At 60.6% G+C, this 18,318-nt stretch carries 19 protein-coding genes; 8 read left to right on the forward strand and 11 right to left on the reverse strand.

Features of this window, described 5'->3' with window-relative positions:
* The first annotated feature begins 2 nt into the window (after positions 1-2).
* Complete coding sequence (locus C8C92_RS15985; RefSeq protein ID WP_116744551.1) at positions 3-1,862, forward strand: phytase; 1,860 nt, start codon at positions 3-5, stop codon at positions 1,860-1,862.
* A 54-nt stretch (positions 1,863-1,916) separates the two neighbouring features.
* On the opposite strand, the gene C8C92_RS15990 is transcribed toward C8C92_RS15985, so the two are convergent.
* The 3 genes from C8C92_RS15990 to C8C92_RS27260 all read right to left on the reverse strand — a co-directional run bounded on the left by C8C92_RS15990 (position 1,917) and on the right by C8C92_RS27260 (position 4,592).
* Positions 1,917-2,336, reverse strand: coding sequence for a hypothetical protein (locus tag C8C92_RS15990; RefSeq protein WP_133250770.1), 420 nt, complete (start codon positions 2,334-2,336; stop codon positions 1,917-1,919).
* Positions 2,337-2,968: 632 nt separating this feature from the next.
* A complete protein-coding gene (locus C8C92_RS16000; protein ID WP_116744554.1) occupies positions 2,969-3,766 on the reverse strand; it encodes an FRG domain-containing protein in 798 nt (265 codons plus the stop codon).
* On the reverse strand, positions 3,756-4,592 hold the full coding sequence (locus C8C92_RS27260) for a hypothetical protein (protein WP_133250771.1): 837 nt from the start codon (positions 4,590-4,592) through the stop codon (positions 3,756-3,758). The genes C8C92_RS16000 and C8C92_RS27260 overlap by 11 nt, the downstream gene beginning before the upstream one ends.
* Before the next feature lie 251 nt (positions 4,593-4,843).
* Between C8C92_RS27260 and C8C92_RS16005 the strand changes: the two genes are divergently transcribed.
* Together C8C92_RS16005 and C8C92_RS16010 are read left to right on the forward strand one after the other, a co-directional pair.
* Positions 4,844-5,722: an EamA family transporter gene (locus C8C92_RS16005; RefSeq protein ID WP_165829459.1), complete on the forward strand. Its 879-nt coding sequence runs from the start codon at positions 4,844-4,846 to the stop codon at positions 5,720-5,722.
* Between the two features lie 116 nt (positions 5,723-5,838).
* A complete protein-coding gene (locus C8C92_RS16010; protein ID WP_116744555.1) occupies positions 5,839-6,246 on the forward strand; it encodes a cytochrome c family protein in 408 nt (135 codons plus the stop codon).
* 195 nt (positions 6,247-6,441) lie between these two features.
* Here the strand turns inward: C8C92_RS16010 and C8C92_RS16015 are convergent, their stop codons facing one another.
* Complete coding sequence (locus C8C92_RS16015; RefSeq protein ID WP_207781012.1) at positions 6,442-6,705, reverse strand: DUF378 domain-containing protein; 264 nt, start codon at positions 6,703-6,705, stop codon at positions 6,442-6,444.
* A gap of 329 nt (positions 6,706-7,034) precedes the next feature.
* Here C8C92_RS16015 and C8C92_RS16020 point away from each other — a divergent pair, with 329 nt between their 5' ends.
* Entirely contained in the window at positions 7,035-8,432 is a 1,398-nt protein-coding gene (locus C8C92_RS16020) for a methyl-accepting chemotaxis protein (protein ID WP_116744556.1), read from the forward strand.
* A gap of 21 nt (positions 8,433-8,453) precedes the next feature.
* Here C8C92_RS16020 and C8C92_RS16025 read toward each other — a convergent pair whose 3' ends face one another.
* From C8C92_RS16025 to C8C92_RS16035, 3 genes are read right to left on the reverse strand one after another with little or no spacing between them, the layout of a single operon-like run.
* Entirely contained in the window at positions 8,454-8,978 is a 525-nt protein-coding gene (locus C8C92_RS16025) for a GNAT family N-acetyltransferase (RefSeq protein WP_116744557.1), read from the reverse strand.
* Positions 8,979-8,985: 7 nt separating this feature from the next.
* A complete protein-coding gene (locus C8C92_RS16030; RefSeq protein WP_116744558.1) occupies positions 8,986-9,558 on the reverse strand; it encodes a helix-turn-helix transcriptional regulator in 573 nt (190 codons plus the stop codon).
* A 32-nt stretch (positions 9,559-9,590) separates the two neighbouring features.
* On the reverse strand, positions 9,591-10,490 hold the full coding sequence (locus C8C92_RS16035) for a LysR family transcriptional regulator (protein ID WP_116744559.1): 900 nt from the start codon (positions 10,488-10,490) through the stop codon (positions 9,591-9,593).
* A 107-nt stretch (positions 10,491-10,597) separates the two neighbouring features.
* Here C8C92_RS16035 and C8C92_RS16040 point away from each other — a divergent pair, with 107 nt between their 5' ends.
* Positions 10,598-11,674 (forward strand): YeiH family protein, encoded by a 1,077-nt coding sequence (locus C8C92_RS16040; protein ID WP_243420240.1) that lies wholly within the window; start codon positions 10,598-10,600, stop codon positions 11,672-11,674.
* A 110-nt stretch (positions 11,675-11,784) separates the two neighbouring features.
* The gene (locus C8C92_RS16045; RefSeq protein WP_096235620.1) at positions 11,785-12,426 is read left to right on the forward strand and encodes a LysE family transporter; all 642 of its coding nucleotides are present in this window, start codon (positions 11,785-11,787) and stop codon (positions 12,424-12,426) included.
* Here the strand turns inward: C8C92_RS16045 and C8C92_RS16050 are convergent, their stop codons facing one another.
* Positions 12,427-13,194 (reverse strand): alpha/beta hydrolase, encoded by a 768-nt coding sequence (locus tag C8C92_RS16050; protein ID WP_116744561.1) that lies wholly within the window; start codon positions 13,192-13,194, stop codon positions 12,427-12,429.
* An 85-nt stretch (positions 13,195-13,279) separates the two neighbouring features.
* Here C8C92_RS16050 and C8C92_RS16055 point away from each other — a divergent pair, with 85 nt between their 5' ends.
* Positions 13,280-14,041 carry a helix-turn-helix transcriptional regulator gene (locus C8C92_RS16055; protein ID WP_116744562.1) on the forward strand — a complete coding sequence of 254 codons (762 nt, stop codon included), beginning with the start codon at positions 13,280-13,282 and terminating at the stop codon, positions 14,039-14,041.
* Here C8C92_RS16055 and C8C92_RS16060 read toward each other — a convergent pair.
* The 3 genes from C8C92_RS16060 to C8C92_RS16070 form a co-directional block, all read right to left on the reverse strand.
* On the reverse strand, positions 14,038-14,679 hold the full coding sequence (locus tag C8C92_RS16060) for a CatA-like O-acetyltransferase (protein WP_116745983.1): 642 nt from the start codon (positions 14,677-14,679) through the stop codon (positions 14,038-14,040). The genes C8C92_RS16055 and C8C92_RS16060 overlap by 4 nt on opposite strands.
* 37 nt (positions 14,680-14,716) lie before the next feature.
* Entirely contained in the window at positions 14,717-15,943 is a 1,227-nt protein-coding gene (locus C8C92_RS16065; protein WP_116744563.1) for an MFS transporter, read from the reverse strand.
* A 78-nt stretch (positions 15,944-16,021) separates the two neighbouring features.
* Complete coding sequence (locus C8C92_RS16070; protein WP_165829460.1) at positions 16,022-17,047, reverse strand: ice-binding family protein; 1,026 nt, start codon at positions 17,045-17,047, stop codon at positions 16,022-16,024.
* 483 nt (positions 17,048-17,530) lie between these two features.
* On the opposite strand from C8C92_RS16070, the gene C8C92_RS16075 reads away from it, so the two are divergent.
* Entirely contained in the window at positions 17,531-18,310 is a 780-nt protein-coding gene (locus C8C92_RS16075; RefSeq protein WP_116745985.1) for an EAL domain-containing protein, read from the forward strand.
* Positions 18,311-18,318 lie beyond the last annotated feature (8 nt).

Raw genomic sequence — 18,318 nt, forward strand, 5'->3', positions numbered from 1 at the left:
ACATGAAAAAAACCGTACTCTGCGGCGCCTTGCTGGCCGCCTTCTGCGCCACAGGTGCCGTCTTCGCCGCCCTCGCCAACACTTTGCCTTCCTTCACGCAGGAGGCCGAAGAACTGGCCCGCCTGCCCGGCGGCGGCTGGCTGACCTTGGACAAGCACGGCTTGCATCTGTTCAATGCGGCCGGCCAGGAACAGGACCGCATCGCCGTGCGCGCCAAGCAGCTCGACACGCGCACCGCCGGCAATCGCGTGCTGGCCGTGTTCCTGGAAGCGGACACGCAGCGCCCGCTGCCCGTGATGGTCGATGTGCAAGCCGGCAAGCTGGTGAAACTGGCGCCGTTTCCCGTGCCGACGTTTTCCGTGGAAGCATCGTGTTTGTACCGCGACGCGCAGCAACTCGATCATCTGTTCCTGATCGGCAAGGATGGGCAAGCAGAACAGTGGGTGATGCAGGGCGAACAGCGCAGCCTGGTGCGCAAACTGGCTTTGCCGCCCCATGCGAAACATTGCCGCGTCGACGATGGCGCGCAGCGCCTGCTGGTGAGCGAGTCCAACATGGGCGTGTGGGCGTATGACGCCGATTCGGAGGGCATGGGCAAGCGCGAAGTGGTGGCGCTGCGCAAGCCATATGGCCAGCTGGACGGCGGCGCCGGTGCGCTGGCCGTGCTGCCCGGTGGCGTGGCCGTGCTCGACGGCAAGGCCGAAAAGCTGCACCTGTACACCCATCAGGGGAGTAAATGGACGGCGCAGCCAGCCCAAGCGGTGGCATTGAACGTGCGCAAAGGCGACAGCCAGCTGGCGCTCGACGGGAATTCGTTGATGCTGCGTGGCAAGAACGGGTGGCAAGCGCGGCCCTTGAAATGGAACGGCAAAGCGGAAACGCAGCCTGCGGTGGCCATCATCGCCCCGCAAGCGCAGACGGCGCCGATGGCGCGCCAGGGCGACGCGGCCGACGATCCGGCCATCTGGCTGGCCAGCGATCCTGCCAACGCGCGCATCCTCGGCACCAACAAGAAGCAGGGACTGCTCGTCTACGACCTGCAAGGCAAGCAGACGCAGCTGCTGGAAGTGGGACGCCTGAACAACGTCGACGTGCGCCAAGGTATCAGTTTTGGCGGCAGCACGGTCGACCTGGCCGTAGCCACCCAGCGCGACGACAACAGCATGATGCTGTTCACCATCAATGCCAGCGGCGACGTGGCGGAAGCGGGCCGTTTCCCTACCGGCCTGAAAAGCATCTACGGCATGTGCCTGTATCAGCCGGCCAGCGGCGGCGTGCAAGCGTTCATCAACGACAAGGACGGCACTTTCCAGCAATACAGCATCGGCATGAGCGGGAACAAGTTCAGTGCGACTCTGTTGCGCAGCTTCAAGGTCGCCACCCAGCCGGAAGGCTGCGTGGCCGACGACGCCAACGCCCGCCTCTTCCTGGGCGAGGAAACGCGCGGCATCTGGACCACCTCGGCCAACGCCGCCAAGCCCGATGCCCTCACCATGGTCTTGCCCGTCGGCGCGAACCTGACGGCCGACGTGGAAGGCATGGCCATCTACCGCAAGCCGAACGGCAAGGCTGACTCTGGCTATCTGGTCGTCTCCAGCCAGGGCGACAGCAGCTACGTGGTGCTCGACGCGCAAGCGCCGTATAAAGTACGCGGCCGCTTCAAGGTGGGATTCAATTTGCCCGCCGGCATAGACGGCACCTCGGAAACGGATGGCCTCGACGTCACCTCCGCCAACCTGGGCGGCGCGTATGCGCAAGGCATGCTGGTGATCCAGGACGGCTACAAGCGCCTGCCCGACGGCCCGCAGAACTTCAAGTATGTGGCGTGGGGGGATGTGGCGAAGGCGTTGGGGCTGGAGTAATGACCATGGGGCGGCCAGCAATGGCTGCCCCAACAACGGAACTAAAGACCGGGACTAGGCCACGCGCCGCATATCGATGGCAAAAGGCAGGCTTTTGCCATCGAAATCCACCTTGCCTGTCACGGCCAGGCGCTGCGCCGACAATTCCTCCAGGCACAGATCCGCCACGTCGCGGTATTCCATCATGTAGAGCGCGGATTCACAATCCGTATTGCCGGCGTCAACGGCAAGCATCTGCACGGGCGCCGCATCCGTTCCCGCCACGAGCAAGCCCTGCAAAAGGAAGGACGGCGGATACAACGCCCACGACCAGGGCGCATCGTCGTCTTCCGTCAGCCGCATGAACACCTCATCGTCAGCTTCGATCCTGATATTGATTTCCCGCATGCCATCGGCGCGTGCCGCCAGACTGATCCGGGATTTCGCGACATCCACTTCAAAATTGGTGTCGCCGATACTGAATACACTCATCAACACTGCTCCGTATTAATACATCAAGGCACGGCGGCACGCACGGAAAGCGTTCCCCTCGCGCCCGACTGGCCAGACTGGCCCGAGGCTATGCGCAGCACCCAGCTATACCATAAACGGCCTTCGAGCAAGATGGCGTAAGACGAGGTTGCCACACCTCCCTGCCGGCCCTCGGGACCCTGCTTCACGCTGTAGCCGGTGCTCGCGGGAGGAAGCCGCCGTTCAAACTCGCGCTTCAAGTCGGCTGGATCAATTCGCTTCACAACAGCCGTGCAGGTTTGCGGCTGCCTGGCAAGGACGGTGAAGCGGCCACCTGTTTCCCTCGTGGACAAGGCCTTGCCAGGCACCGCATTCAGGAAGGTTTGCGCATCTTTTGGCCATCTCGACCAGTTTGATACGCACGGCTGCCATTTCGATCTGCTGCACATCACCACTGGACGGTACGTAAACGCCGAGAAATAGCTGCATCGCCAATTTTTCAGCGGCTTCGAGCTCTTACTCGCTTGCGCCGCAACTGGCCTAAGCAGGCAACAGGATGGATTATTGGACTATTTTTTGCTCGTATTATGCCATCATGCCGCATCGGCAAGCAGATAGACAACTACTTGTGCTAGCACTTATACATTTCATGAAAATCAAACTGAGTATACTTGCATTTGCATTTTAATGTGTCTGGCCAAACCATCAAGATCACCATACAGACTTTTGCTTGTTATATTCATTTTCCGCAATAGGGCATATGCATTTTGATACAACCCTCCCTTAATTACATATTTATACATTTGAGCATTTCCATAGAGATCAGAATTCAACACATCCTCTATTTTCATAGCCCTATTCCCAGATAACAAAAACGATCCTGCCTGCCTATCCAATCGCACATTTAATCGCCTCGGCTCCGCAATCCAAGCAATATCATAAGAAAATCTATCAACCACATTATCAAAAACCACATCCCTCTTTTCGTAAATAGAATCTTGGCTTTCCTTAAACCCACTATCCCTAGATCCAATGGAAGAAATAGATTTATCCATTATCTCACCATAATCTATTGCAAAAATTGAAAAATCATCCTTCATACTCGGATTATAAAATTCCAACGCAAAATACAGGGCAACATATGGGCTTTCAGTAAAATCCAAAAGTCTTGTCGGGACGCCATAGTGTTGCATGATAGAAAGCCATGCCAATTTCGACTCAGGCTGCAAATTTTCCTTATCATATAGGTGAAACTTAGACTGAAACTGAGATATGGAATATTCTTCAAATTTCCTAGCCTCCTCAGAAGACCACTTTTCTCCGACTATACGTTCCAATGAAGATTCCAACGACCAAGATGCATTTGCATGACCTCGATATATAAATCCATTTGGCAGTTCATTTAATTTTTCCAATAAATCCGAAATGGAATTTATCTCAATTTCAACTATCATGTCGCACCTTGTGATAAAGTTCAGTTAAGTCTGCAAGAACCGCCTCTGGATGATGCTTCTCTTCATCATATCGCCTTTTTACTGGGTCCCCTTTTAGATTAATGGTAATAGGTTTCTGTGCTTTTATTCTTACAATCCTAGCGGATGCCTCATTCCCAGTAGCTGCAGTACTTCTTGTCACACTTTCCAAAACCTCCCGATTTAAGTCATCCCCTTGAATTTCAGCCTTTCCCTTCTCACCTCCTGCTGCAGATAAATAAACTGCCAGTGGCTTTTGAAAATACTTATCAGCATCAAATGGATTAGGCCCTCTAAATGTAGCAGAAAAACGAAATACCCTGTACGCACTAATTAATAATTTCAAAAACCCTTCTGGATCTGGAATTGGAACTATCTCTACATTTATACCATTTCTCTTGATGGAATTTGCTGTACCTAAGAGTTCTTCAATTCTCGCAGCAACGCCTTTTGATGTTTGAGTAAGACTCGTTTTTTTAGCTATGCCAACAAACCCGATGTTTGCATCAAAAACACAATGAGTATAAGGACTTTTCTCCAACTCTTCCTCGATAAAATTACCAGAAATTTCATCAAACTTTTCAACTGTTGAGTTTGTAGTTCTACCAACCGCAAAGTAGCCAGTATTCTTTGAAAAATAAGATACATTCCCAATATGCCATGTATAACCTTTACGAAGTTCTGCAGAAGGACGCTCTTCTAGTGCTTGAAGAAATAGCTCCCCAGGAGTCAAATTTTCATCCAAAAGCGATTTTTGTCGTGGCTTAATAAATTTAGCACGAAAAAGACTATATTCAATAGATGCCATAAGATGCCATATTGTTATTTAAAATATCGAAAGGTTAGATTTATCTAGCTTGCAGTACACGCATGAAAAAAATTTCCAAAAATAAATCTTACTTGCTATTCGAATACTATGCAAGCATACAATGCCAAAAGAACAATTATTGAGATGCGCAGTTCGTGTGTGACTCATACATAGTCGTTAAAAATATGCAATGACTTGATTTGGCCATATGTTTGACATGACCTGCTTACAACCCATTAAAATACCGCCCCATGACCTCCCCTGCCTCGACCTCCCCTCTCCCTGATAGCATTTTGCTCCCTTCCCTGGCCGTATTGGGAGGGCAGATTTCCGTCAATCTGGGGGCGGCGATTGCGAAAAATCTGTTTCCTGTCATTGGCGTGGAAGGGATTACGGCGTACCGCGTGGGTTTTTCGGCGCTGATCCTGCTGGCCATCTTCCGCCCCTGGCGTTTCCGCCTGACGCGCAAGGATGTGCTGAACTTGCTGGTCTACGGTTCCGTGCTGGGATTGATGAACTTGCTGATTTACCGCGCATTTGCGCTGATACCGATCGGCATTGCCGTCGCCATCGAGGTGACGGGGCCGCTGGCCGTGGCCATGCTGTCATCGCGCCGGCCGCGCGATTTGCTGGCCGTCGCTTGCGCCGTTTTCGGTTTATATCTGCTGCTGCCCCTGCAAGGCAGCCCGGGCAGCCTGGACCCGGTCGGCGTAGCCTATGCGCTGGGGGCGGCACTGTGCTGGGCGCTGTATATCATCTTCGGCAAGCGCGCCTCGACCTTGCAGGGTGGGCAAGCCGTGGCTTGGGGCATGACGGTGGCGGCCATGGTGACGGTGCCCATCGGCGTCGCGTACTCGGGCACGGCCCTGCTGGCGCCATCGATTGCGCTGATGGGCCTGGCAATCGCCATGCTGTCCAGCGCCCTGCCGTACTCGCTGGAAATCTTTGCCTTGCGCCGTTTGCCACAAGGCGTGTTCGGCATGTTCAGCAGCGCGGCACCCGCCGTCAGCGCGCTGGCCGCCATGGCCGTGCTGGGAGAACTGCTGAGCCTGACCCAGTGGCTTGCCATCGGCTGCATCGTGTTCGCGTCGGCGATGGCGGCCTTGGGTGCCCAGGGAGGCAAGCGCTAGCGGTGTCAGGCATCCGGCACGGTTTCTTGGCATGGCTGCACAACAGACGGGCAGGTTTGGATGCCCGCCTGTAAAATGCGTCATTGCTTGCCATATCGTGCCTTTCCGCCTCACCGATGACATACCCATTTCTTTTTCGCTGGTCCTCCCCTCTCGTCGCTGCAGCCTTGCTGCTGGTGCCAGTCGCCGCCGCAAAGGCAGCCGTTCCCGCCGCCCTCACCGGCAACGCCGAAGCGGGCAAGACCGCGTTTCGCAAGTGCGCCTCCTGCCACCAGGTAGGGCCATCGGCGCGCGGTGGCTTCGGCCCCAAGCTGACGGGCGTGATTGGCCGCAAAGCCGGTGCCACCACCGACTATAAATACTCGGCAGCCATGAAAAGCGCGAACATCGTCTGGACCGAGCAAAACCTGGCCGGCTTCCTCAAGGCACCCAGCGATTTCATTCCTGGAAACAACATGCGCTTCTGGGGCATCGGCAATGCGCAGCAAGTGGCCGATCTGCTGGCCTACCTGCGCACGCAGTAAGCACCTGCAATTTACACAGGCAGCAAAGCATGCACTACCGACGCATGCACCGATGCTTGCGCCGTCCGGCAAGGCGACCACGCACATGCCTGCCCGCCCCCACGTGCCTGTACATGCAAGCAGGCACCGCCCCATCAAAACCCTGACAATTGCCAGCGATGGACAAGTCTGGCGCTGACGCGCCAGAGGCTTCCCCTAGGACTTGGCTGGCAGCTTGCGCACGCACAGGTAAATGGAATACAGCGCCGCCAGCCCCACCAGCACATACACGCCGCGCGACGCCGTCGTCATGGCGCCGAGGATGCGGGCCACGATGTCGATATCGAACAAGCCCACCAGCGCCCAGTTCAAGCCGCCCACGATCAGCAGGATCATGGAGATCCAGTCGACCACGTTCAGGCGCTTTACCGTCATTTCCTCGTTTGCCGCACCGTCCGATCCTGCCTGGATATTCGCCATCTCAGCCTCCTGTAAGAAGATAGGACCCGCCGCCGGGTCTGTGCAAAGACCAGTGTAGGCGCGACACCGGTATATGCCAGTCGGACGATGCCGGGGTTCGAGGTAGGACGAGTCTGTAATAAGGCAGGTGATTTTATCTGGCAATCATTTCGACAATAGTTGCCCGCTGTTGCTAAACAAGCAGTGACCAATTCCAATATGGAAATATTTATAGATTACTTAGTATTGCACTGCTACACTCATTTCACCCCAGCAACATCAGGGGAAACAGCGCCGCTCCGTGCCGCCCGCATGGGGTGCGGCCACCATGAGACAACAGCTGAGGGGACATGAATATTTCAAACATACGCATCGGTGTACGCCTGACAACGGGCTTCTTGCTGGCATCGCTGTTGCTGGCCGTGGTCGTCGGCATCAGCACGTGGCAGCTGGCCACGGTAAGCGGGGAAATCGACAGCAGCGTGAACCAGCGCTATGCGCGCATCGAGCAATTGCAGGCCACGCGCAACCGCACGCAGGAACAGCCCGCCCTGCGCGACATCGACCAGCAGATCGCCAGGCAATCGGCGCAGATGCGCGCGGCGGCCGAGACGGCCATGGCCCGTGCGCACGATACCAGCGTGCTGATCATCGCGCTGGGCCTGATCGGCGGCGTGCTGAGCCTGGTCACGGCCTGGTTCATCAGCAGCGGCATCGTGCGGCCCCTGCGGCATGCCGTCAAGGTGGCGCGCAAGGTGGCTGGCGGCGATCTGAGCGGCAATATCCGCGTCGAATCCGGCGATGAGGTGGGCCAGTTGCTGCAGGCGCTGAAAGACATGAATGCCAGCTTGATCACGATTGTGGGCGACGTGCGCGGTGGCACGCAGGACATCGCGGGTGCCTCGGGCGAGATTGCCGCTGGCAACCTGGATTTGTCGCAGCGCACGCAGGCGCAAGCCAGTTCGCTGGAGCAGACGGCCGCCTCGATGGAAGAGCTGACTGGCACCGTCAAGCAAAATGCGGACAATGCACGGCAAGCCAACCAGCTGGCGCAATCGGCCGCCGACGTGGCCGGCAAAGGGGGCAAGGTGGTGGCAGAAGTGGTCGATACCATGAGCTCGATCAATGCTTCGTCGAAAAAGATCGTCGATATCATCGGCGTCATTGACGCCATCGCCTTCCAGACGAATATTCTGGCCCTGAATGCAGCCGTGGAAGCGGCGCGCGCAGGCGAACAGGGACGCGGCTTTGCCGTCGTGGCCGCCGAAGTGCGCACCCTGGCCCAGCGTTCGGCCGGCGCGGCGCGGGAAATCAAGCAGCTGATCGGCGACTCCGTCGAGCGGGTCGACGCGGGCGCGCGCCTGGTCGATACGGCGGGCGCCACCATGCGCGAAATCGTGGCCAGCGTGCACCGCGTGACGGACATCATGGGCGAGATCAGCATGGCCAGCGGCGAACAATTGTCCGGCATCGAGCAAGTCAATGCCGCCATCGTGCAGATGGAGCATGTGACGCAACAAAACGCCGCGCTGGTGGAACAGGCGTCAACGGCGGCGGCCAGCATGCAGCAGCGCGCAGAGCAACTATCGGGCACGGTGGGCATCTTCACCTTGGGCAATGAGGTGGCGCCCCCGCACGCGGCGCCGGCCATCAGCCTTGTCGCGGCGCAATACGCAACGCATGATAAGGCGGCCCCCGCCCTGGCACGCTCACGCGCCCCTGCCGTTAGAGCGCGCCTGAAAGCCTGAGTTCCCCGCCTGAGTTCCCGGCTATAGCTGCTTGTACATGATGGTGGTGGCGTCCAGCCGGTCGCCGGCCGGCGCCAGCGCATAGGCGGGGATGCTGCCGGCCACCACGTAAGCGAGCGACAAGTACAGCGGTTCGGCATGGTCGCCGCTGCGCGTGTCCAGGGTCAGCAGGCTGCGCGGCAAGAGGCGCGCCTGTTCTTCCAGCGCCAGCATCAGCAAGCGGGCGATGCCTTGCCGGCGGTAAGCGGGCGCGACCAGCAGCTTGCGCACTTCGGCCCGGTGTGCCTGGTTGGGATGGGTGTCCCAGTCCAGCTGCACGGCGCCGGCCACCCGACCATCGACTTCGGCCACCAGCAGCAAGCGCACGCCGCGCGTCACGGGGGGCAGCACATTATCCGTCCAGAACGCCTGGCTGGCCGCCACGTCGAAGGGCAGAATAAAACCGATGCTGGCGCCGTCGTGCACGCACGCCTGCAGCAGCGTGCCCAGTTCCGGCAAGCTTTCGAGAATATCGGTGGGCGAAAAATGGCGTAGCGAAGCAGACATGGTGGCCTCAGACAAGAAAGAGAAAATAGCGGGCGCCGCTGTCTGGCGGCGTGATAAACGCGCTGGCGCCCTGCAACTGGTAGCGCAGGCAATCGCCAGGCATTAAATCGTGCGAGCGGCCGTCGACCATCACGTTCAGCTGGCCTTCCTGCAACAACAGATGGTGTTCCATGCCGGGCCGGGGCGAGGCCGCGTAGGTGATCGTCACGCCCGCGCCCAGTTCGCATTCGAGCGCTTCGCCGGCCAGGGCGCGCGACGGGGGCGAGACGCAGCGGCGCCGAAAACCCGTGTCCGGGTCCGTCCACACGCTTTGCTCGGCCCGCCGCAGCAGCGGTGGAAAATCGTCTTCCACCATGCGCAGCAGGCGCGACATGGCCAGGCCATACGCGGCGCACAGCTTGCCCAGCACGACCGTCGTCGGGCTGACTTCGCCATTTTCCAGGCGAGATAATGTCGCGCGGCTGACCTGGCTGGCACTGGCCAGCTGGTCCAGCGACCAGCCCCGCTCCACGCGCAACTGTTTTAATCGCGCGGCCAGCCGCTGTTCCGTATCGTTCTCTGCGCTTAGCAAGTTTTCCATATATGGGAAGTTATCCCACATATGGAAAATAATCAAGCCATGCGAGAAGCGTGGCGGCACAGTTCCAGGAAACCCGTCAAGCGGGGCGAGAGGATCTTCTTGGACTGGCGTATCAGGTAAAAATTACGCTCCAGGGGCGGCAGCATGGTCTCCAGTTCCACCAGTTGCCCGCTGGCCAGCAGATCGGCCACCACCACCCTTGACAGGCAGGCGATGCCGAGCCCGGCCGCCGCGCCATATTTGATGGCTTCCGAGTTGCTGAATTCGCCTGCGGCGCGCAGATAGTGCAGATACGGCACCAGTGCCTGCTCCACCGCTTCGCGCGTGCCCGAGCCCGCTTCGCGCAGCAGCCAGCCCGCCTGGTTCAGCTCCGCAAAGCTGAGCAAATGGTGCAGCTGCGCCAGCGGATGCGTGGGCGCGGCCACGATCAGCATCTGGTCCGTCAGCCACGGCTCCACCAGCAAGCCCGCTTCATGGCACGGCCCTTCGATCAGGCCGATATCGACACGGAACTCCGCCACGGCGGCGGCGATGTCGGCCGTGTTGGCAATCGTCACTTGCGGGATGCTGCGCCCGTACTGCTGCGCCGCCTGGGCCAGGATCTGCGGCAGCAAATAGATGCCTATCGTCGTGCTGGCGCCGATCTGCAGGCTGACGGGCACGGACGGGTCGGCGCCCGCGAACTGGCGCTCGATGCTGGCGGCCCCGTCGCGCATCTGCCGCGCCTGCGGCAACAGCAGGCGGCCATTGTCGTTGAGCAGTAATCGCTTGCCCACCCGGTCGAACAGTTGCGCACCGAGCAAGGTTTCCAATTCATTCAGAGATGCGCTGGTGGCCGATTGCGACAGCGCAATCAACTCGCCGGCCGCGCTGGTGCTACCCGTGTCAGCCACGGCGAGGAAAATCTGCAGTTGCCGCAAGGTCAAAGCCATCTAATCTACCCATTTAATAGGTTAAACATACAAAAACAATCCGTTTTACCATTTAATCAATGAACTGTACAGTCATGCCATACGAACCAGGAACCATGGAGTACGGCATGTCTTCTCTCTCAACAAGCAATACAACAAGTTTCAGCGACCGCTACGGCCGCCTTCTGCCGGGCCTGCTGCTGAGCGGCGTGATCGCCTGGGGCGCCATTGCGCTGGGCAAGCTGGAATGGATGCAAAGCCACGGCATGAGCGCCCTGACCCTGGCCATCATGCTGGGCATTGTGCTGGGCAATAGCGTGTATGGCCGCCTGGCGCCCGCCTGCGGCGCAGGCGTGGCCTTTTCCAAGCAGACCTTATTGCGTCTTGGCATCATCCTCTACGGCTTCCGCCTGACTTTCCAGGATATCGGGCAAGTGGGCCTGGCCGGCATCGCCATCGATGCGCTGGTACTGGCGTCCACGTTTGGCCTGGCCATGTTCCTCGGCACCACAGTGTTCAAGCTGGAACGCAACTGCGCCATTCTGATCGGCGCGGGCAGCTCGATCTGTGGCGCGGCGGCCGTGATGGCAACGGAACCCGTCGTCAAGGGCCGCAGCGAGGATGTCACCGTGGCGGTCTCCACCGTCGTCGTGTTCGGCACCATCGCCATCTTTTTGTACCCCGTGCTGTACCAGCTGAATCAAGGCTGGCAGCTGCTGGGCGCCACGCCCGCGGCGTTTGGCGTGTACATCGGTTCGACCGTGCATGAAGTAGCGCAAGTGGTGGCGGCCGGCAAGTCGATCGGGCAGGAAGCGGCGAATGCGGCCGTGATCGCCAAGATGGTGCGCGTGATGATGCTGGCGCCGTTTCTCGTGATCCTGTCGGCGGTGCTGGCGCGCGGCAAGGCCAAGGCCGGTGGCCACGACAAGGCCACCAAGCTGGCCATTCCCTGGTTCGCCTTCATTTTTATTGCCGTGGTGGCCTTCAATTCGCTGGGCTTGCTGCCAGCGGGCACCGTCGCCACCATAACCGAGCTCGACACGGTCTTGCTGGCCATGGCCATGGCGGCCCTGGGCTTGACGACGCATATGTCGGCCATCCGCCGCGCCGGCATCAAGCCCCTGCTGCTGGCCGGCCTGCTGTTCTGCTGGCTGATCGCCGGTGGCGCCGCCATCAACCACGTGGTCGCCAAGCTGTTTGCCTGAATGACGCTGAACCTGATGCAGGCGGGGGCCGCTGACGCGGGAGCCAAAAACTTCGTACAATAAGCGTGTTTTGACTCTCAATCCGGCTTCAGCCCCACCCAGGAACACCCATGCATCTCTCGAACTGGCTGCTTTTCTGCAGCGTCGCCCTGCTCGTCACATTTTCTCCCGGCCCGGCCGTCTTGCTGGCCATCTCGAATGCCATCGCCGTCGGCCCGCGCCGCGCGATGATCAGCAGCATGGGCAATGGTTTTGGTTTGTTCATCATTTCCGGCGTGGCCATGGCCGGCATGGGCGTCGTGCTGGCCACCTCGGCCACGGCTTTCATGCTGCTGAAACTGGCTGGCGCCCTGTATCTGGTGTACCTGGGCATCAAGCAATGGCGCAGCAAGACCAGCATCGTGGCCGATGCGCCCGTGGCGCTTGGCGCGGCGAATCCAAATTCGTTCTGGAAACTCTTCCGCCAGGGCTTGACGGTGGCGCTGACCAATCCCAAGGCCATCCTGTTCTTTTCGGCGCTGTTCCCGCAATTCATCACGCCGGGCGAACCGGTGGCCATCCAGTTCACCGTGCTGACGACTTCGTTTGTCGCCTGCGCCATGCTGGCCCACTTGTTCTACGCCAACCTGGCACGCCTGCTGAAAACACAGCTGGCCACGCCGGGCCGCGCCAAGCTGTTCAACCGTATCTCGGGCGGCGCCTTCGTGCTGCTGGGCCTGAGCCTGCTGCGCTTGCGCGCCAAGACTGCGTAACTAGTCCGTTTCCGTCAAAAACGCCTCGATGCTGGCCGCCAGGGCCAGCGGCGTTTCATTCATCGGATAGTGTCCCGCATTGGCCAGCACTTCCAGCCTGGCTTGCGGGTACCACGCCAGATAGGTGCGGCGCATCAGGGCAACGTCGAAGCGGGGGTCGTGCTCGCCCACCAGCGCCAGCAACGGCAGTTTCGGCGCCGCCCGCATCACCTCCCCGCTGAAATCCGTGTCGCTCCACGCGAGGAAGTAGCGTGCGAACGCGGCCGGATCCGCACTTTCCCACGAGTATTGCGCCTTCCAGTCCAGCCAGCTTGCAGGCAAGCGCCCGCCCGTGCTGCGACCGATGATGGCGCGTCGCGCTTGCTTGCTGCCGCTGGCGTCGAGAAACAGCGCGCGCGCCGCCGCATCCATGCTTACGCCGCAACTGGGCACGGGCGCCACGGCCACCAGTTTGCGCAGGCGCAAGGGGGCCAGCAAGGCCAGCCGTTCCAGCGCCATGCCGCCCATCGAGTGACCGACCACGCTGAAGGTGGCGAAACCGAGCGCATCGGCCAGCGCCAGCGCATCGCGGGCGACCTCTTCCATCGAATACTCGCCCGCCGCGCCGCGCATGCCGCCATAGCCGCGATTGTCCATGAAGACATAGCTGAAAGCGCCGCCATCGAGGGCCACTTCCATCGGTGCAAATGCGTGCGCGTCGCCAAACCAGCCGTGCAGGACGATGACGGCGTGGGGACCATGGCCCACGCGATGATAGCTATTGTGCATATACACTCCCGACAAAAAGTGCATGGTAAGCGGCCAGCAAACGGCCCGCCTTCGATAGCAGGTCAAATACTGTAGAGTATGGGCCATGGATGATTTTTATACGGAAGTGCCGCGCCCCTTGATCGCCACTGCGCGCGACTATGCCCCCGGCGCCATTTTCCCCAGCCACAGCCATGCGCGCGGGCAATTCGCCTATGCGGCGCGCGGCGTCATCAGCGTGCACACGCCGCAAGGCAACTGGCTGGTGCCGCCGCAACGCGCTTGCTGGGTCCCGGCCCGGCTATCCCACGGCATGCGCATGCATGGCGCCGTGAGCATGCACAATGTCTTCATTGACGAGGCCGCCATCGCCAGGATGGGCTTGCCATCCGATTGCCAGGTGCTGGACGCCTCGCCCCTGCTGCGCCAGCTGCTGGCCGAGGCCGTGAGCGTGGAAGCCTTGTATGCGGACGAATCGCGCGCCGGGCGATTGATGGCCTTGCTGCTAGATGAGATTGCCGCTGCCAGGCCACTGCCCCTGAGCGCGCCCCTGCCCCAGGACGCCAGGCTGGCGCGGCTGTGCATGGAATTGCTGCAGCAACCCAGCCTGGACCGCAGCCTCGATGCGATGGCGGCACAGGCAGGCATGAGCCGGCGCACCTTTACGCGCCAGTTCCGCACCCAGACGGGCCTGGGCTTTGCCCAATGGCGCCAGCAAGCGTGCCTGCTGGCGGCCATCACGCGCCTGGCCGAAGGGCAAGCCGTCACACGGGTCGCGCTGGACCTCGGTTATGCCAGCCCCAGCGCCTTCACGGCCGCCTTCCGCCGCGTGCTGGGACAGGCGCCCAGCGACTATCTGTCTAACTAGGCAATGATGGCGGCAATGCGCTGCGACAGCGCCTGCGCCAGTTTCTGCACATGGTAGCCATCGACAAAGCCATGGTGCGCCTGCGCGGAAAACGGTACCCGCATGCGGCCATCCGGCTGCACGGGGCCGAACTTGCCCCAGGTAAAGGTCGGGATATCGGCATCGCGGTGGCGGTAAATCGGGTGCTCGATGGCCGCCAGTTCCAGCCATGGCAGGCAGGTGATGAAGATATTGTTGCGCTGCTCGCGCTCGCTCTCTCCTTCGCCCGTATTGATCAGCGCGGAACTGGCTTCAGCGAAGCGCTTGGCTTCCAGGCTGCGTTCGATGAACAGGTCAAGCTGGTCCGTCATCGTAAAACGCGTGTAATTGAGGTTCTCGTCGCCATTGATGACGGTATAGGACGCGGGGAAATCGTCGATCCGGATCACTTCGCCCTGGTAGATGCGGTACATGAAGTTGTCGATATCCCTGACCGTATTGAGCAGGCAAAACAGGAAGAAGTGGAACACGGGCAGGTTCCGTTCCTTGCACCAGGGCCGGAAGTCCGGCACGTCGAGCTGGAAATTGATGTTGACGAGAGGATTGTCAAACGCCCGGAACAAGTCATAGCGGTCGCGCCGCTTTTCAAAATTTTTCATGCGGCGAGTGTAGACGATGGGGGTACTGGCCGGCAAGTCACGCCGCATCGGCGCCGCCCTGCGCCAGGCCCCGCTGCACCTTCCACGCCAACGGCAAGGTCAGCAGCAATACGGCCGCCAGCGCCAGCAAGGCTATGGGCACGCTGGTATGGTCGCCCAGCGCGCCGAACAGCACGGGCGCCAGCGCACCGCCGCCGATACTGCCCGTGTAGAACAGAGCGAAAGCATGCTCGCGCTTGCCGGGCTCGGCCAGTTCCGGCACCGCGCCGTACAGCACGGACGAAGTGCCGTTCAGCGCCAGCCCCAGCAGAGGCAACATGGCCATGATCCCGGCCAGCGGCAGCCACAGGGCCGCGACAATCAGCACGGACGTCATCGATTCCGTCAGCCACACGGTCTTCATCATGCCGATGCGCGCGCCCAGGTAGCCGCACAGCAGCTTGCCGAAGGCGCCGCCCACGAACAGCAGAGACAGGGCCACGCCGATGCCGGCCGTGCCCGCCCCCTTACTTTTCAGCAAGAATGGCAAGAAGGTGAGAAAACCCATGCGCACGGCGCTGTCCAGCGTGCCCGTGGCCAGCAAGGCACGAAAGCTTGCTTTGGAGCCGCTGCCAGTGATGGGTTTGGCCGCTGCCTTCTGGCTGGCCTGGATGTCATCCGGCTTGGGCAGCAGCCACCACAGCAAGCCGGCCGCCGCCAGCCCCAGCAAGCCCAGCAGCGAGACGCTGGCTTGCCAGCTGCACACCAGCAATAGCAAGCCCACCAGAGCGGGTATCAGGGTCTTGCCGATATCGCCGGCAAAGTTGTAGTGCGACAGTGCTTCCTTCACGCCGCCGCCTGCCTCGTGCGTGTCGGTGACGATGGACGAGGCCAGCGGATGCTGGGTACTGGCGCCCAGGCCGCCCAGCAGCAGGGCCACCAGCAGCACGGCCAGGCCGCCCGCCTGCCCGGCGATCAGGTAAGCCACGCCGGCCAGGGCCGTGCCGCCCACCAGCATGCGTTCGCGTCCCCAGCGCCTGGCCATGCGGCTGGCCAGCAGCTGGAAACCGGCCATCATGCCCGAGTAGGAACCGCGCAGCAGGCCCACCATGGCGTAACTGATGGCAAACTGCGCCTGCCAGATGGGCAGCAGCACATAGATCACGTCCGTCAAGCCGTCATGCACGGCATGCGCGCTGCAGGCGGCGAACAGCGAGCGGCGGCGGATCGATTTATCGGAGGGATGTGCTTCGTGGGACCGCGCGGCGGCGGACGGTTCGGTCATGACTGTGCATGCAAGAAATCAGGAGGCTGCCAGCTTACTACACATTTCATTGGCATCTGTGCCAACGCATGTTCCCCTTCAGAGGCGCGCCAGCTTGCGCTGCCGCATCAGGCCAAGCAGGGCAAGGCCGGCCACCAGCATGGCGTAGCTGGACGGTTCTGGCACTGCCGGTATGTCGATGCTGCGAACAGCGGTACCGTCCACGATATCGAAACTGCTGCCTATGCCGCTGCAGCCCTTGCCGCCGATGCGCGCGCCGTCGCCCGTCGACACATACGATGTGGCGGAAAAGAGCCCGCCGCAAGCGCTACCCACGCCCGTCACGCTGGTGCCCGCGCCCACGCTGACGTAATCCTTTGCCAGGATGGTGCCGATGAACTCCCCGCTGGCGCCCAGGCTCGTGTAGCCGCCACTGTTCCAGATGACGCTATTGCTGGCATCGGCATTGATCAAGACAATTTTCATCGCCGCGCCCGTGACCAGGTAGTCGTCGATATTGAACACCCAGGATTGATTCGAGCGGTTCTGTCCGTCCAGGGTCAGCGTGATGCCGGCCGTGGTCGACAGATTGGCCGCCGAAAACACGCCCGGATACAGCGTGGTATCGAGCGTCATGGTCGTGCCCAGGGTGGTCCCATGTCCCATGTTCTTCAAGGCGGCCTGCGCGGCGCCGATCTGCTGCGCATCGCTCTGCACGTTCGCCGGCAGCGCGGAAAGCGTGCCTGCACCATGGGTGGTGCTGCTGGCGGACAAGGTGACCGCGCCCAGCGCCGCCACCTTGCCGGCCACGCTGGCATTGGCGCCGACGGTGGCGGCGCCGCCACTGAGCATATTGCCGCTCACGCTGGCATTGGCGCCGATGGTGGACGCGCCCAGGGAAAGCAAATTGCCGCTGAGCAGCGACGCGGCACCCATGGTGGCGACATCGCCCGAGACGATATCGCCCGTGACGGTCGAGTTGGCGCCGGTGGTCGCATAGGTGCGCGCAAACACGGAAGAACCGGCTAGCGACTGGCCAAACAGGGGCACGCCTTCCGCATGGACTTGCGCGGCAGTGCAGGCCAGCGTGACGAGCAGCGCCAGTGTCGATGGAGGCAATTTCATGGGTTTCTTTTTGCGCAGCTTGCGCATGAATGGAGTGACGTGCATATCCGTGCAGATCCCGGGCCATCATGGCCAACTTGAGAAGGCACGGTCGTTTCGCGACAAGCGGCAGGCAGCAGCGGTGAAACACCTGAAACGATATCGTGGAGTGCAGCAAGCCAGTACGACTGCGCGCAAGGGCCGGTAGGCGGGGACGTACCGCGGGGGGATGGGCGGCGGGCGGTCAGCTGTTCCGATGGGCGGGTCACGCTGACAACGTGACGCATCGGAACTGGTAAATTGCTTAATCAAAATAGTACAGCGGCTATCGGTGATTAGCCAGTCAATTATTACCATGAGGAAATTTGTATTGTTTTCTGTCTCATTTCCTACTGGCACAACCTTCCCCCGGTTTTGGCGCGCCATAAATATAGCGCCACGGGCGCCATGCCGTGGTATAAATGCCTGTACACCTTGTACCTTTTATCAGAGGCCAGCGCGACCATGACGTCCTCCAGCGAGACCCCGGGCCAGGCCGGGAAAAAGGCAGGCTGCAGCCAGTGCCGGGATGCCGGGCCACTGGGCTTCGATTTCACCTTTGCCTATCAACCGATCGTCGACCTGTCCACGCGCTCGATCTTTGGCCATGAAGCGCTGGTGCGCGGTCCCAACGGCGAATCGGCTTACTCGGTCTTGTCGCAGGTCAATGACGAGAACCGCTATGTGTTCGACCAGGCTTGCCGCGTGCGCGCCATCGAGGGCGCGGCCCGGCTGGGCATCGAGGAATATCTGTCCATCAATTTCCTGCCGAATGCCGTGTACCGCCCCGAAGCGTGCATCCAGACCACTTTAGCGGCGGCGCGCGAATACAATTTCCCCATCCGCCGCATTATCTTCGAGGTGACCGAGGGCGAAGAAGTGCGCGACCGGCCCCACCTCGTCAACATTTTTCATGAGTATCGCCGCTTCGGTTTCCAGACGGCCATCGACGATTTCGGCGCCGGCTACGCGGGACTGACGCTGCTGGCGGAGTATCAGCCGCACATCATCAAGATCGACATGGGACTGGTGCGCGGCATCGAGGCCAGCGTCCCAAGGCAGGCGATCGTCAGGGGCATCGTCGCCATTTGCAAGGAACTCAACATTCAAGTCCTGGCCGAGGGCATCGAAACGGCCGCCGAACGCGATTGCCTGAGGGAGATGGGCATCGACTTGATGCAGGGATATCTATTTTGCAAGCCGGCACTGATGGCCATCGGCGTGATCAATCCGGCAGCGTGGTGACCGGCAGT

The sequence above is a fragment of the Janthinobacterium sp. 78 genome, assembly GCF_003096775.1.
Lineage (GTDB): Bacteria > Pseudomonadota > Gammaproteobacteria > Burkholderiales > Burkholderiaceae_D > Janthinobacterium > Janthinobacterium tructae.

Coding starts and splice junctions, on each gene's coding strand:
- C8C92_RS15985 (WP_116744551.1), top strand. CDS start 3: ATGAAAAAAACCGTACTCTGCGGCGCCTTGCTGGCCGCCTTCTGCGCC.
- C8C92_RS16000 (WP_116744554.1), bottom strand. CDS start 3,766: ATGATAGTTGAAATTGAGATAAATTCCATTTCGGATTTATTGGAAAAA.
- C8C92_RS27260 (WP_133250771.1), bottom strand. CDS start 4,592: ATGGCATCTATTGAATATAGTCTTTTTCGTGCTAAATTTATTAAGCCA.
- C8C92_RS16005 (WP_165829459.1), top strand. CDS start 4,844: ATGACCTCCCCTGCCTCGACCTCCCCTCTCCCTGATAGCATTTTGCTC.
- C8C92_RS16010 (WP_116744555.1), top strand. CDS start 5,839: ATGACATACCCATTTCTTTTTCGCTGGTCCTCCCCTCTCGTCGCTGCA.
- C8C92_RS16015 (WP_207781012.1), bottom strand. CDS start 6,705: ATGGCGAATATCCAGGCAGGATCGGACGGTGCGGCAAACGAGGAAATG.
- C8C92_RS16020 (WP_116744556.1), top strand. CDS start 7,035: ATGAATATTTCAAACATACGCATCGGTGTACGCCTGACAACGGGCTTC.
- C8C92_RS16025 (WP_116744557.1), bottom strand. CDS start 8,978: ATGTCTGCTTCGCTACGCCATTTTTCGCCCACCGATATTCTCGAAAGC.
- C8C92_RS16030 (WP_116744558.1), bottom strand. CDS start 9,558: ATGGAAAACTTGCTAAGCGCAGAGAACGATACGGAACAGCGGCTGGCC.
- C8C92_RS16035 (WP_116744559.1), bottom strand. CDS start 10,490: ATGGCTTTGACCTTGCGGCAACTGCAGATTTTCCTCGCCGTGGCTGAC.
- C8C92_RS16040 (WP_243420240.1), top strand. CDS start 10,598: ATGTCTTCTCTCTCAACAAGCAATACAACAAGTTTCAGCGACCGCTAC.
- C8C92_RS16045 (WP_096235620.1), top strand. CDS start 11,785: ATGCATCTCTCGAACTGGCTGCTTTTCTGCAGCGTCGCCCTGCTCGTC.
- C8C92_RS16050 (WP_116744561.1), bottom strand. CDS start 13,194: ATGCACAATAGCTATCATCGCGTGGGCCATGGTCCCCACGCCGTCATC.
- C8C92_RS16055 (WP_116744562.1), top strand. CDS start 13,280: ATGGATGATTTTTATACGGAAGTGCCGCGCCCCTTGATCGCCACTGCG.
- C8C92_RS16060 (WP_116745983.1), bottom strand. CDS start 14,679: ATGAAAAATTTTGAAAAGCGGCGCGACCGCTATGACTTGTTCCGGGCG.
- C8C92_RS16065 (WP_116744563.1), bottom strand. CDS start 15,943: ATGACCGAACCGTCCGCCGCCGCGCGGTCCCACGAAGCACATCCCTCC.
- C8C92_RS16070 (WP_165829460.1), bottom strand. CDS start 17,047: ATGAAATTGCCTCCATCGACACTGGCGCTGCTCGTCACGCTGGCCTGC.
- C8C92_RS16075 (WP_116745985.1), top strand. CDS start 17,531: ATGACGTCCTCCAGCGAGACCCCGGGCCAGGCCGGGAAAAAGGCAGGC.